Annotated in this window: 12 protein-coding genes and 1 tRNA gene; 12 read left to right on the top strand and 1 reads right to left on the bottom strand. The window is 46.8% G+C overall.

Annotated elements, in window-relative coordinates; translation table 11 throughout:
- Positions 1 to 151 precede the first annotated feature (151 nt).
- From MHB71_RS15450 to MHB71_RS15415, 8 genes are all read left to right on the top strand, one after another.
- A complete protein-coding gene (locus MHB71_RS15450; protein ID WP_340030105.1) occupies positions 152 to 1,333 on the top strand; it encodes a methyl-accepting chemotaxis protein in 1,182 nt (393 codons plus the stop codon).
- A 226-nt stretch (positions 1,334 to 1,559) separates the two neighbouring features.
- Positions 1,560 to 2,315: a phosphate ABC transporter ATP-binding protein PstB gene (gene pstB / locus MHB71_RS15445; protein WP_036609821.1), complete on the top strand. Its 756-nt coding sequence runs from the start codon at positions 1,560 to 1,562 to the stop codon at positions 2,313 to 2,315.
- A gap of 63 nt (positions 2,316 to 2,378) precedes the next feature.
- Complete coding sequence (gene phoU / locus MHB71_RS15440) at positions 2,379 to 3,038, top strand: phosphate signaling complex protein PhoU (protein ID WP_101313351.1); 660 nt, start codon at positions 2,379 to 2,381, stop codon at positions 3,036 to 3,038.
- A gap of 233 nt (positions 3,039 to 3,271) precedes the next feature.
- The gene (gene polA / locus MHB71_RS15435) at positions 3,272 to 5,926 is read left to right on the top strand and encodes a DNA polymerase I (protein ID WP_340030104.1); all 2,655 of its coding nucleotides are present in this window, start codon (positions 3,272 to 3,274) and stop codon (positions 5,924 to 5,926) included.
- 118 nt (positions 5,927 to 6,044) lie between these two features.
- Complete coding sequence (gene mutM / locus MHB71_RS15430; protein WP_036669994.1) at positions 6,045 to 6,872, top strand: DNA-formamidopyrimidine glycosylase; 828 nt, start codon at positions 6,045 to 6,047, stop codon at positions 6,870 to 6,872.
- Positions 6,873 to 6,972: 100 nt separating this feature from the next.
- Positions 6,973 to 7,788, top strand: coding sequence for a manganese efflux pump (locus tag MHB71_RS15425; protein ID WP_340030181.1), 816 nt, complete (start codon positions 6,973 to 6,975; stop codon positions 7,786 to 7,788).
- 9 nt (positions 7,789 to 7,797) lie between these two features.
- Complete coding sequence (gene coaE, locus MHB71_RS15420; protein WP_307414009.1) at positions 7,798 to 8,394, top strand: dephospho-CoA kinase; 597 nt, start codon at positions 7,798 to 7,800, stop codon at positions 8,392 to 8,394.
- Entirely contained in the window at positions 8,391 to 8,954 is a 564-nt protein-coding gene (locus MHB71_RS15415) for a lytic transglycosylase domain-containing protein (protein ID WP_036609809.1), read from the top strand. The genes coaE and MHB71_RS15415 overlap by 4 nt, the downstream gene beginning before the upstream one ends.
- An 82-nt stretch (positions 8,955 to 9,036) precedes the next feature.
- Here the strand turns inward: MHB71_RS15415 and MHB71_RS15410 are convergent, their stop codons facing one another.
- Positions 9,037 to 9,258, bottom strand: a complete 222-nt coding sequence (locus MHB71_RS15410; protein WP_017689472.1) for an alpha/beta-type small acid-soluble spore protein — start codon at positions 9,256 to 9,258, stop codon at positions 9,037 to 9,039.
- 116 nt (positions 9,259 to 9,374) lie between these two features.
- Between MHB71_RS15410 and nrdR the strand changes: the two genes are divergently transcribed.
- From nrdR to MHB71_RS15390, 4 genes are all read left to right on the top strand, one after another.
- Positions 9,375 to 9,842, top strand: a complete 468-nt coding sequence (gene nrdR, locus MHB71_RS15405; protein ID WP_036609807.1) for a transcriptional regulator NrdR — start codon at positions 9,375 to 9,377, stop codon at positions 9,840 to 9,842.
- Positions 9,843 to 10,025: 183 nt separating this feature from the next.
- Positions 10,026 to 10,098, top strand: a tRNA-Ala gene (locus MHB71_RS15400).
- A 159-nt stretch (positions 10,099 to 10,257) separates the two neighbouring features.
- On the top strand, positions 10,258 to 11,304 hold the full coding sequence (locus MHB71_RS15395) for a tyrosine-type recombinase/integrase (protein ID WP_340030103.1): 1,047 nt from the start codon (positions 10,258 to 10,260) through the stop codon (positions 11,302 to 11,304).
- A 152-nt stretch (positions 11,305 to 11,456) separates the two neighbouring features.
- The gene (locus tag MHB71_RS15390) at positions 11,457 to 12,065 is read left to right on the top strand and encodes a hypothetical protein (protein WP_340030102.1); all 609 of its coding nucleotides are present in this window, start codon (positions 11,457 to 11,459) and stop codon (positions 12,063 to 12,065) included.
- Positions 12,066 to 12,127 lie beyond the last annotated feature (62 nt).

Genomic DNA, 12,127 nt, shown 5'->3' with positions numbered 1-12,127 from the left:
AATGATCGGGGAGTTTTATTTTACGTTCATTTAACATAAAGGAAGATTTTTCTTTACGTAGAGGGAGTAGCATGGACTTATCTGAGTGATACTTTGTACCTACACAACCCACCTCAAGACGGAGGTATTACGTAAAGGAGATTGCGCATTTATGCCCATGTTGCTCGAAGTGAAACCTGACCAGCCTCATGTTGTTTTACATAATGAAGAATTAACTACACTCATAATGGAGCAAACTGAAGTAGCACTAGTTGCTGAAGAATCTGTGATCCATTTGCATGACTATTACCGTCAAGTACCTGTCGCCGGAGTCCATACCACCTGTGGAGAAGCAGCGACGATGATGAATCAGGATCAGGAGCACCCATGTATTGTATTGTGTGATGAGCAGATGAAACCTACTGGATTGTTAATGCGAGAGACGTTATATCGGATGTTAAATGGCCGTTTTGCCGCAGATCTATTCTACCGTAAGCCGGTCATACAAGTAGTGAATACATCTCCCGTTATTGCAGATATTCATATGGAAGCCGCAACGATTATTGATATCGCACTTGGACGGAATGAACAGCATTTCTACGATTGTCTGTTGGTTACGGACCAAGGCAGACTGCTTGGTGTGTTGACCATGCGGGACGTAATGTCGCTATCTCGCAGATTGCAACAGGCTGTTACGGAAGAGCGCATACGTACAGTAACCGAGAGCAGACAGGAGATATCCAGAATCAACAATGCGGTCACCAAGCTGGTGAATGCAGCGAATCAGACCGTTCATGAGGCCCGTGAGATCATGGCATTGTCCAAGCAGGGCGAAGAGAGTTTGAAACACGTTGATGCTTCCTATAACCGGGTACATCAGCATATGGAGAGTCAAGGACAACATGCGGATCACATGCTGAATTCGATCAAAACAGGCTCAGGGATGGCACAATCCATTCGCTCCCTGGCAGATCAGAGTGGTCTCCTCGCCCTGAATGCTTCCATCGAAGCAGCTCATGCCGGTGAATATGGACGAGGTTTTCAGATTGTTGCAGGCGAGATTCGAGCGCTCGCAAAACAGACCCGTGAGGTTGCGGGGAACATGTCTTCATTGTTAGAGAATATTGGTGGATTGACCCTTCAGACTGTTGAACTGGTTAAGGCAAGCGGAGCGGAGATTGACGACAGTTCGGTGCATGTCACCGCAGGGGGAGCAACGTTCCGACAACTGAACAGTGCGGTGAGAGATTTGTCTCGTATAGCAGAGGAGATCGCCATGGAAGGCGGGAAAGCTGGAGAAGTCGCAGAGCACATTCGTACGAAGCTGGATGAGATGGTTACGAATAGTGAGTAATATAAAGTAGTCAATAAGGCAGGCATCAGCAACAGATTGATCCATCAAGCAGATCATGAAGGTTAAGGATGTCTTTTTTACATTCCGTTAACATGAAAGTGATACTGTTTTTACAATGAAAGGGTAGGATATTAAAGATGGCCGAGCAGCGATGAAAGATTATCAGTATCGGTCTCAATGTAAAGGGAGTTTCCGTGTCCCTGCAGCGAAGGAGAAGTGAACATCCATGAAGGACCTCATTCACATTGAAAATCTTAATTTATATTATGATACGCATCACGCGCTTAAAAATATATCGATGGATCTGCCGGAAAAAACCGTTACTGCGTTCATCGGGCCGTCAGGTTGTGGTAAATCGACATTGCTTCGCACGTTAAACCGGATGAATGACATGATTCCGGGTGTTCGTGTGGAAGGACAGGTTATGCTGAATGGCTCTGACATTTACAGTAATGAGATTGAAGTGGAGACACTGCGCAAACGAGTTGGCATGGTGTTTCAACAACCGAACCCTTTTCCAAAATCCATATACGATAACGTGGCTTATGGACCGCGCTTGCACGGGGTAACCCAAAAGGCTGAACTGGATCAGTTGGTGGAACAAAGTCTTGTCCATGCTGCCCTATGGGATGAAGTGAAGGATGTATTGAAAAAGTCGGCACTTAGTTTGTCTGGGGGACAACAACAGCGTCTCTGTATTGCACGGGCGCTGGCTGTACAGCCTGACGTTCTGCTGATGGATGAAGCAACGTCTGCACTCGACCCGATCTCCACATTGAAGATTGAGGAACTGGTGAAAGAATTGCATCACAAGTACACGATCGTTATGGTTACCCACAATATGCACCAAGCGGCACGGGTATCTGGACGCACGGTATTTTTCCTGAATGGTGAAGTGGTGGAGGCAGCTGATACGGAGACGTTATTCTCCACACCGCAAGATTCCCGGACCGAGGATTATATATCTGGAAGGTTCGGTTAAGCGAGCTGAATTGGAATGATCCCGGCATACCCGGAGATGATGGATAAGGAGGACATGAAATCTATGATTCGCAGAAAAGAATTTGATCAGGAGCTTGAAGAGCTGCGTACCTTGCTCAAACAAATGGGTGAACATGTAGGAGCAGCATTGGATGGTGCTATTGAGAGTTTACAAACGATGAACGCGGAGAAAGCTCAGGTCATCATCAAGAATGATGCGAATCTGAATGCCCTTGAAGACAAAATTATGGAACTTGGCTCCAAACTGATCATCACACAACAGCCGGTGGCAAAGGATCTCAGACGTATTATCGTGGCATTCAAAATCTCCAGTGATCTGGAGCGTATGGGAGATCTTGCGCTCGATGTGGCGAAGGTAACACTCCGGATGGATGGACAGAAGCTGATTAAACCTCTGGTGGATATCCCGCAAATGGCAGAAATCGTGAAATCTATGGTCGATGAATCCATCGAATCTTTCCTGAAAGAAAACACAGACCTGGCCTATAAAATGGCTCAGACAGACGATCAGGTGGACCAACTGTATAGCCACATGATCAGTGATCTCTACACGTTAATGACGGAGCATCCTAATCAGGCTTCACAGGCTATGCTGCTGATGATGGTTGGGCGTTACATTGAACGTATTGGCGATCATGCAACCAACATTGGTGAGAGCACGGTGTACCTGGTGACAGGTAAACGTCCGGATCTGAATCAATAGAAGAGCATTACTTTGGAATTGGGGAATCAGTACTGATTAAGTAATGCAATCATATGAATGGAAAAGGACTTTCTCTCAGGTAGGCTGTGTACAGCTGTCTGTGGAGAAGGTTCTTTTTTGCGATTAAATGTGAAGTGAAAGAGGCTATTCTTTTTGATGTGACAGGTGGGTATGGTATCATGAGAGTAGATGTAATTTGAAGAGGTTGACCATATAATACGCGAGGTGCTGGAATGGACAAGTTTATTCTCATAGATGGAAATAGCATTATTTACAGGGCGTTTTTTGCAATGCCGCCTCTGACCAACTCGAAAGGTCTGCATACCAATGCGGTATATGGCTTCACTACGATGCTGCTGAGATTGCTTGAAGAGCATAAGCCTACACATGTCATGGTTGCATTTGATGCAGGCAAAATCACGTTCCGCCATGAAGGGTACCAGGAATACAAGGGCGGACGGGAGAAAACACCACCAGAGTTGTCAGAGCAATTTCCTTTGCTCAAAGAACTGCTGAAAGGACTTGGCATTGCTCAGTTTGAGCTGGCTGGATTCGAAGCGGATGACATCATCGGAACGTTAACCAAACGCGCAGATGAAGCGGGCAGACAGGTGCTTGTTGTATCGGGTGACAAAGATATGCTGCAGCTTGCTTCCGAACATGTACATATCGGGCTGACACGTAAAGGGGTAACCGATATTGAGCTGTATGATCCTGCTCAGATTAAAGAGCGTTATGGTCTGACGCCGCTGCAAATCATTGATCTCAAGGGTCTGATGGGCGATGCGTCCGATAACATTCCAGGCATTCCCGGGGTTGGAGAGAAAACAGCGTTGAAACTGCTGCACCAGTTCGGATCGGTAGAGGATGTGCTGAACGGCACAAGTGAACTGAAAGGCAAGATGAAAGAAAAGATCGAGGCCCATGCCGAAGATGCCCGGATGAGCAAACAACTCGCAACGATTCACCGGGAAGTTCCGCTGGAGCAGACGTGGGAGGATATGCAATTCGCTGGATTAAAAGAAGAACATGCTGGCCCTGCACTTGCTAAGCTGGAATTCAAATCTCTGCTCGAACGCCTGTCGTTCAGTGGCAGCATCGGTTCTGAACAGGAAGCGGTCCCTGCTGCCGAGGTGGAGTCTTCCATTGCAACAGAGGACAACATCAGTGAGCTGTTCAGTTCACTGGATTCCATTGATGTCCTCCACGTGGAGACACATGGGGATAACCCGCACCAAGCGAAATTGATTGGACTTGCTGTAGGTTCCGCTGGAACGTATACGTTCATATCTCCCGAATTGCTTCATTCCGAGGCTGCGGCTCCAGTGCGGGCATGGCTTGGTGATTCAGAGCAGCCGAAGCGCGGTTATGATCTTCATCGTGTGGACCTGGCCCTGCATGCGCATGACATTGAATTCGCTGGTGCGTCATTTGATGTACAACTGGCAGCGTATTTGCTTGATCCAACGGAATCCAATCAGACGATTAGTGGACTCACGACCAAGTATGGTCTGCCGTCGCTCGTAGAGGATGACACGGTTATGGGCAAAGGGGCCAAGTACAAGGTACCGGAAGTGGAGATCTTGGGTGATTTCCTATGTCGGAAGGCTGCTGCAGTAGCAGCCATTATTCCACTTCAGGAGCAGGTGCTGGAAACCGATGAGATGAATTCACTGTTCCATGAACTGGAGATGCCGTTGTCACGTATATTGGCGGACATGGAGAAACAGGGCATCAAGGCCAATACAGCCGATCTACAGGCTTTGGGCAGTGAGTTTGAAGAACAGATCAGCAGGTTGATGGCTGAGATCTACAAGCTGTCAGGAACGGAATTTAATCTGAATTCACCGAAGCAACTGGGTGAGATTTTATTTGATAGACTGGGCTTGCCAGTGGTGAAGAAAACAAAAACGGGTTATTCCACAGATGCGGAAGTATTGGAGAAATTGGCTCCTTATAATGATGTGGTCAAGCATATTCTGCAATATCGTCAGCTTGCCAAGCTGCAATCCACTTATGTGGAAGGATTGCTCAAAGAGATATCCAATCGGGATGGCAAGGTGCATACGTATTATCGTCAGACCATTGCTGCAACGGGACGACTTAGCAGTCAATTCCCGAACTTGCAGAACATTCCGATTCGGATGGAAGAAGGTCGCAAAATCCGGAAGGTATTTGTTCCTTCCGAACCTGGATGGTCCATTTTGGCAGCAGACTATTCCCAGATTGAACTGCGTGTACTGGCCCACATTTCGGACGATGAGCGCTTGAAGGAAGCGTTTGTCAACGATATGGATATTCATACAAAGACAGCTTCGGATGTATTCGGTGTGAAGCCTGAGGATGTGGATGGGGATATGCGTCGTTCCGCGAAGGCAGTTAACTTTGGTATCGTGTATGGCATAAGTGATTATGGCTTATCACAGAACCTGCACATTACACGTAAAGAGGCCGCGCAGTTTATAGATCAGTATTTTGAAGTATTCCAGGGTGTGCGCCGATATATGGATGATATTGTGAAGGAAGCTCGCCAGGATGGTTACGTCAAAACGCTGTTGGAACGTCGTCGCTACCTGCCAGAGATTAATGCCAGCAACTTCAATCTGCGTTCCTTCGCAGAGCGTACGGCGATGAATACACCGATTCAGGGAACAGCGGCAGATATCATCAAGCTGGCCATGGTACAGATGGATGAAGCGTTGCGGGAACGCAAGTTGAAGAGCCGCATGTTGCTTCAGGTGCACGATGAACTTGTATTCGAAGTGCCTTCGGATGAATTGGAACTGATGAAAGAGTTAGTACCTTCTGTTATGGAAAAAGCATTGGAACTGTCGGTTCCGCTGAAAGCTGAAGTCAGCTTTGGTGATAACTGGTACGAAGCGAAATAATTCAAGCGCTACGCGGTTTTTCCGGTATTTTACAATAGGCCCTTCCATGTCCGAGATATAAGAAAAGGGTCCCGCTGAACGCCATCTTCCGTTATACTATAGGGGAGGTGAGAACATCATGCCGGAATTACCGGAAGTCGAAACAGTCAGAAGAACATTGAATCAACTTATTGTGGGCAAAACGATTGATCATGTTACCGTTAGCTTGCCGCGGATTATTCAGCGGCCGGACGACATAGATGCATTTGCAATGGAACTCGCGGGACATACCGTCATTGGCGTGGAGCGCCGCGGCAAGTTTTTGCGTATTTTGCTGGACGGGCTGGTGCTTGTCTCCCATCTGCGGATGGAAGGAAGGTACGGTGTGTACGAGCAGCATGAAGATGTGGAGAAACATACACATGTGATCTTCCATTTTAATGATGGTACGGAATTGCGTTATAAGGATGTGCGTCAATTTGGTACGATGCATCTGTTCAATGCAGGTGAGGAACTGGTGTCCAAACCTCTGCTGAAGCTGGGACTGGAGCCGCTTGATCCCGCCTTTACGGTAACTGCATTCCGCGAGGCGGTTGGCAAGCGTACAACCAAAATCAAGGCTGTACTTTTAAATCAGGCATATGTGGTTGGTATCGGGAATATTTATGTGGACGAGGCTCTATTTCGGGCAGGTATCCATCCCGAGACCATCGCCAAGACACTGACCGAAGCTCAGTTAACGGTGCTTCATGAAGCGATTGTGGCTACGTTGCAAGATGCAGTGAATGCAGGTGGATCTTCCATCAAGTCCTATGTGAATGGACAGGGTGAGATGGGGATGTTCCAGCATCAACTGAAAATCTATGGACGCAAATCAGAACCTTGTACAACTTGTGGTACGTTAATTGAAAAAACGGTGGTTGGTGGCCGTGGAACGCATTTTTGTCCGAACTGTCAGCTGTTGTAACATGAACTGAATGAACGAAATGATGAAATCATAGCACCCTTGGATTCCTCCCTCCATATACTGATATGGCAGAAATAAGCGGGCGTATACCCATACTGGCATCTTCAGTTGGCACGAGTACCGCACAGAGGAGGAGTCCGGGGTGCTGCATCATTTTATTTCATTGCTGGCGCTTGCTTTGGCGCTTAGTTTAGATGGTTTTGGAGTCGGGATTACATATGGGTTACGGAGGACTAAGATTCCCCTGTTATCTATCGCTGTTATTTCGATCTGTTCGGGATTGGTTATTGCCTTGTCGATGCAAGTAGGTGTGTTGTTGTCCCATGTGGTGTCACCGGATATCGCTTCGATCGTGGGAGCCGTTATATTGATAGGTATTGGTGCGTGGTCACTGTTGCAACTAATTCGAAAGCAAGGCAAAGAACAGCTGGAGACAGATACTGGAATGGGTGAGGGAACAGAAGCAAAGGTAACTGGAGTGGGAGAAGCACAAGAGAGACTGTCGGCTTCAAAGGGCAGGAATCAGGTGCTCGCACTGGATCTGGAGCAGTCGGCTTCAAATGGATCACTGGAACGAATGGTATTTACACTGGAGCTGCGCAAGCTGGGCGTTGTCATTCAGATCCTTCGCAGTCCCTCCAAGGCGGATATGGATAACTCGGGGAGTATATCTGCTCAAGAAGCGATGTGGCTGGGTATTGCCCTGTCTCTGGATGCGTTTGGAGCAGGTTTGGGAGCGGCACTTCTGGGATTCCCTACACTATGGACAGCACTCATTATTGCACTGTTTAGTGGGGCTTTTCTGTCACTCGGCATGAAGGTTGGCCTACGATTCTCAGCTCTGCGCTGGATGCGAAGACTGTCTGTATTGCCAGCGCTATTGTTAATGATTATGGGAATAATGAAGTTGTTATGAGGTGAAACGATGAATATAGGCTTAACCGGCGGGATCGCGACAGGCAAAAGCAGTGTTTCCGCCTATCTCGCCAGTAAGGGAGCGTTGCTCATCGATGCAGACGTTATTGCCCGGGAAGTTATGATGCCCGGGCATCCCGTGTTGGCCGCCGCTGTTAAGCGGTTTGGACAAGCCATACTGAACGAAGATGGAACACTGGATCGAAAAAAGCTTGGGAGTATTGTTTTTCAACAACCAGAGGAACGAAAGGCATTGGAGGCTATCACACATCCGGCGATCCGAAGAGAGATGCGCGAACGGGCTGCTGCATACGCGTTGCAACATCCGGATAAACTTGTGGTATCTGATATTCCTTTGCTCTACGAATCAGGTCTGGAGGACGGTTTCGAGGAAGTCATGGTTGTATATGTCCCGAGATCGGTGCAACGAGATCGCTTGATGAGTCGGGATGGAATGACTGCAGCACAGGCTGAGGCTCGAATGGATGTACAGATGGATATTGAGCGCAAAAAACAGCTGGCAGACATTGTCATCGATAACAGCGGCTTATGGCCTGCGACGGAACAGCAAATTGACTCATATCTACAGCGTAAGGGTTTGTTATGAGAATATTGCGTAAGAAACGTGTATTGCTGTTGATGTTTGTTTCCTTTGTACTGGTGTTATTTCTGAATACAAACTGGATGGCATGGTTCTATCCCATACATTATAAGGAAGAGATCCGTGCCCAATCTCAGAGCTATGAGGTTGATCCGTTTCTAATTGCTTCCATTATCAAGGTGGAGACCAATTTTAAGACAAGCAAGGAATCCAAACGAGGTGCCATTGGGCTCATGCAACTGATGCCGGACACGGCGAATTGGATACTGGAACAAGCCAAAATTCCCGACACTTCGCTGGAGGAATTGAAGCACGAGCCTGAACGAAATATTCAATTAGGCACATGGTATCTGCGGAATCTATCCGATCAATTCGATGGCAATGAAGCAGTTATGATCGCTGCCTATAATGCGGGACCAGGCAAAGTAAACAGTTGGCTTAGAGATGGTGTATGGGATGGCTCGTTCGATACAGTGAAAGATATTCCGTTTGGTGAGACGCGTCACTATGTACAAAGAGTCATTTACTATTATAATCAGTATGTAAAGATCTATAATACGTTCTAAGTATATAAGTAGAAGCACAGAGCAGGCCGGTTATTCACCGGCCGCTCCATGCTCCTCTGTGTAGCGTATTACGATGCAGATATTATTGGTATTGACCTGCCAATTGCTGTTCTGCAATTGTTACCAGACGCTTCGTGATGTATCCACCGATCGAACCGTTCTCGTAAGAAGTCATGTTACCTTGGTATCCGTCTTGTGGGATGCTGATTCCGAGTTCTTGAGCAACTTCATATTTCATTTGCTCGAGTGCTGCGGAAGCTTTAGTTACCACCAAGTTGTTGGAGTTACCATTGCTTTGTGCCATTGCTGTTCACCTCCTCGCGGGTTGGTAAAAGTATTATGTGTCGGCAATGCGTTTTTCATTACAAAATCAGTACAGGGAATATGTGGTAAAAAGTAAAACGTGGGAAGTGATCTGTTTTGAAGTGTCCTTATTGCGGTTATATGGGTACCAAAGTGCTTGATTCGCGTCCGGCCAACGAAGCAAAATCCATTCGTCGTCGCCGTGAGTGTGAGCAGTGTGCCCGAAGATTTACAACGTTTGAGATGATTGAGGAGACTCCACTGATTGTCATTAAGAAAGATGGCAGCCGGGAAGAGTTCAGCCGGGACAAAATTCTCCGCGGGCTTATTCGTGCCTGTGAGAAACGTCCAGTCTCCGTAGAGACCCTGGAGATGATGGTATCTGAAGTGGAGAAATCTCTGCGTAATACAGCTGATGCTGAAGTGGAGAGTCGCCAGATTGGTGAGTTATTGATGGAACAGTTGTTTCCGGTCGATGAAGTGGCGTATGTCCGTTTTGCGTCGGTATATCGCCAGTTCAAAGATATCAATATGTTCATGAAAGAACTGAAATCCCTGTTGTCCAAAGACGATCTGGAGGATTAGTGAAGTTGGTAAAGGGAGAAGAGCAGTCTGGAGTTCAGTCCGTGTGTACCAGAGAAATCGGTTGTTCTTCTCCAATCACTTTGGATCTTAAAAAGTGATTGACAGCGAAAGCTGGATTTTATATGATATAGGAGTCGCCTGTGGAACGTAGCAGTGTTGGACAAGTTATCTATTTCATATCCTGGGGCCTTAGCTCAGCTGGGAGAGCGCATCGCTGGCAGCGATGAGGTCAGGGGTTCGATCCCCCTAGGCTCCATACTCGTAGAGAATCCGCTAATATAGCGGGTTTTTTCGTTTGTCTAGACGTTGACTGTTAACGTGGACAACTCGCAGATATGCGCTCCACGCATTGCAGATATACGCGCCTAATCCCTCGTTTTCTTACCGTACTTATTATCGAAGGAGACGGTGTGGAATGGATAAACGTAAAGGAAGAACAATTAAGAGTGAGCGCACATCAACACGCTTACAACATTCGTTAGACTATTTGTTCGATTATTACTACCAGGCGAAGAAGTCGGAAGGTCGAGCGGAGAATACGCTAAAGACATACGTACAAAATTACAATTACTTCTGCGAATTTCTGGACGAGCGTACGATCATTCGTGACATCCGGAATATCAACGTTGAAGTAGGGCGTGATTACATAATTTGGTTACGCGATGAAAAGCGGAGATTTAGTGATAACTGTAACGTTCCGGAATCTGTTCGCACTGTAGGACTACTGCCTAAGTCCATTAACACGCGGATAAAGAATATGAAGACGATGTTTAAGTTCCTTAAAGAGGAGGACGTTATTGAGGCAGATCCGTTTACGTATTTAAAGAACGTGCAGGATATCGGGCAGGATATTGACGTGCTGACCGCGGAAGAGATGAGCGACCTTCTCAAAGCGCCAAATCAACGCAAGTACAGCGACTTTCGAGATTTCGTTGTAATAAATCTCCTAATTGACGGGATGTTACGCGTAGACGAGGCGTTAACATTACGTAAGACTGACGTAGACTTTACCGCATGTTGTGCAACTTTACGACGGGAAGTGACCAAAACGCGTAAGCCTCGAATTGTACCGATCACAAAACGAACTGCTAAGCTGATGCAAGAGTTAATCCGCGAATCAACGGAGTTCGGAAGTGAATATATATTCCTTAATAATTACGGGGAACGTTTGGTTCCGAATCACTTCCGTCACCAATTAAAGAAATATGCCGATAGGGCCGGAATTGAGAAACGCGTATATCCGCATTTGCTGAGACATTCGGGGGCAACGCTCTTCTTAGAGGAAGGCGGCTCACAACGTCATTTGCAAGTGATTCTTGGTCACGCGGACGGTCGTATGACCGCTCATTATACGCATCTATCCGATAAGAACGTGAAGAAGAATCACGATGAGTTTTCCCCGCTGAACGCTGTTATTGGGAAACTTGAAAAGCCCCGCAAGACGAACCGACAGTCTAAGTGACCCACCAGGCGAGCAAGTGAAGAATAAAAGAGGCGCAGTTCTCGCGGGTAAAAGTTCCGTTGAGGGCTGCGTTTTTTTGTCGTTTCTATATAGTAATATTTTCCTGTACATAGTAGAATAGAACTACGAAAATACAGGGAAGAAGGTACATAATGGACGAATTAACTTTATCAGAAAGCAAACCCAAGCCGCGGCTTAACGTATTAGCTGCGATAGCATTAGGAATATCGGTTATAGCCGTCTCTGCATCCATTTATCTATTTGCTCAGAATTCAGAACTATCAAGCAAGACTGATAATCTTTCCGAACAGATTGTGTCACTCTCGAAAAAGAATGATGAATTACAAAAAACTGCAGACGCGCAAGCAGTTATTAATGGGGAACAAGAGACGTATCGAAAACTAACTTACTTAACGGCGATGGCCCATGATATCGAGGACGGAATTGTTACGGATGATTTCGTTGTAAATAAAGTTAGGTTCAGTTGGGGAGATGACGGTAATTTAAGCGATGTTGTTATTGACGTCGAGAACCAGCCTTCCCTCGCATTATCGTACAAAAGTAAGGGAGCCTACGAACTGTCTGATCGTGAATTGCGCGCTAAGTCTGACGCAATTATCAAAGCAGTGAGCGATTACTATACTAAATCCCCTAACGCGCCAGCCTGGAACGATTCCACTTTCGTACAGCTCACGGTTCAAAATTATAACATTGGTGAGTCGACGGGCGGGGCATTTAAGCTCGTAGGTGAGACAAAGTAATAGGCAATCTGTACACACAGGCCCGCAGCGGATCAGCTCTCCGTTCGCGGGCTTGTTTGTCG

The sequence above is a fragment of the Paenibacillus sp. FSL H7-0940 genome, from assembly GCF_037979415.1.
Lineage (GTDB): Bacteria > Bacillota > Bacilli > Paenibacillales > Paenibacillaceae > Paenibacillus > Paenibacillus amylolyticus.
Note: the sequence above shows the minus strand (reverse complement) of the source record. Positions and strands in the feature narration are given on the sequence as shown.

Bases quoted from the DNA above. Each gene is read 5' to 3' on its own strand.
- MHB71_RS15450 (WP_340030105.1), top strand. From the start codon at position 152: ATGCCCATGTTGCTCGAAGTGAAACCTGACCAGCCTCATGTTGTTTTA.
- pstB (WP_036609821.1), top strand. From the start codon at position 1,560: ATGAAGGACCTCATTCACATTGAAAATCTTAATTTATATTATGATACG.
- phoU (WP_101313351.1), top strand. From the start codon at position 2,379: ATGATTCGCAGAAAAGAATTTGATCAGGAGCTTGAAGAGCTGCGTACC.
- polA (WP_340030104.1), top strand. From the start codon at position 3,272: ATGGACAAGTTTATTCTCATAGATGGAAATAGCATTATTTACAGGGCG.
- mutM (WP_036669994.1), top strand. From the start codon at position 6,045: ATGCCGGAATTACCGGAAGTCGAAACAGTCAGAAGAACATTGAATCAA.
- coaE (WP_307414009.1), top strand. From the start codon at position 7,798: ATGAATATAGGCTTAACCGGCGGGATCGCGACAGGCAAAAGCAGTGTT.
- MHB71_RS15415 (WP_036609809.1), top strand. From the start codon at position 8,391: ATGAGAATATTGCGTAAGAAACGTGTATTGCTGTTGATGTTTGTTTCC.
- MHB71_RS15410 (WP_017689472.1), bottom strand. From the start codon at position 9,258: ATGGCACAAAGCAATGGTAACTCCAACAACTTGGTGGTAACTAAAGCT.
- MHB71_RS15395 (WP_340030103.1), top strand. From the start codon at position 10,258: ATGGATAAACGTAAAGGAAGAACAATTAAGAGTGAGCGCACATCAACA.
- MHB71_RS15390 (WP_340030102.1), top strand. From the start codon at position 11,457: ATGGACGAATTAACTTTATCAGAAAGCAAACCCAAGCCGCGGCTTAAC.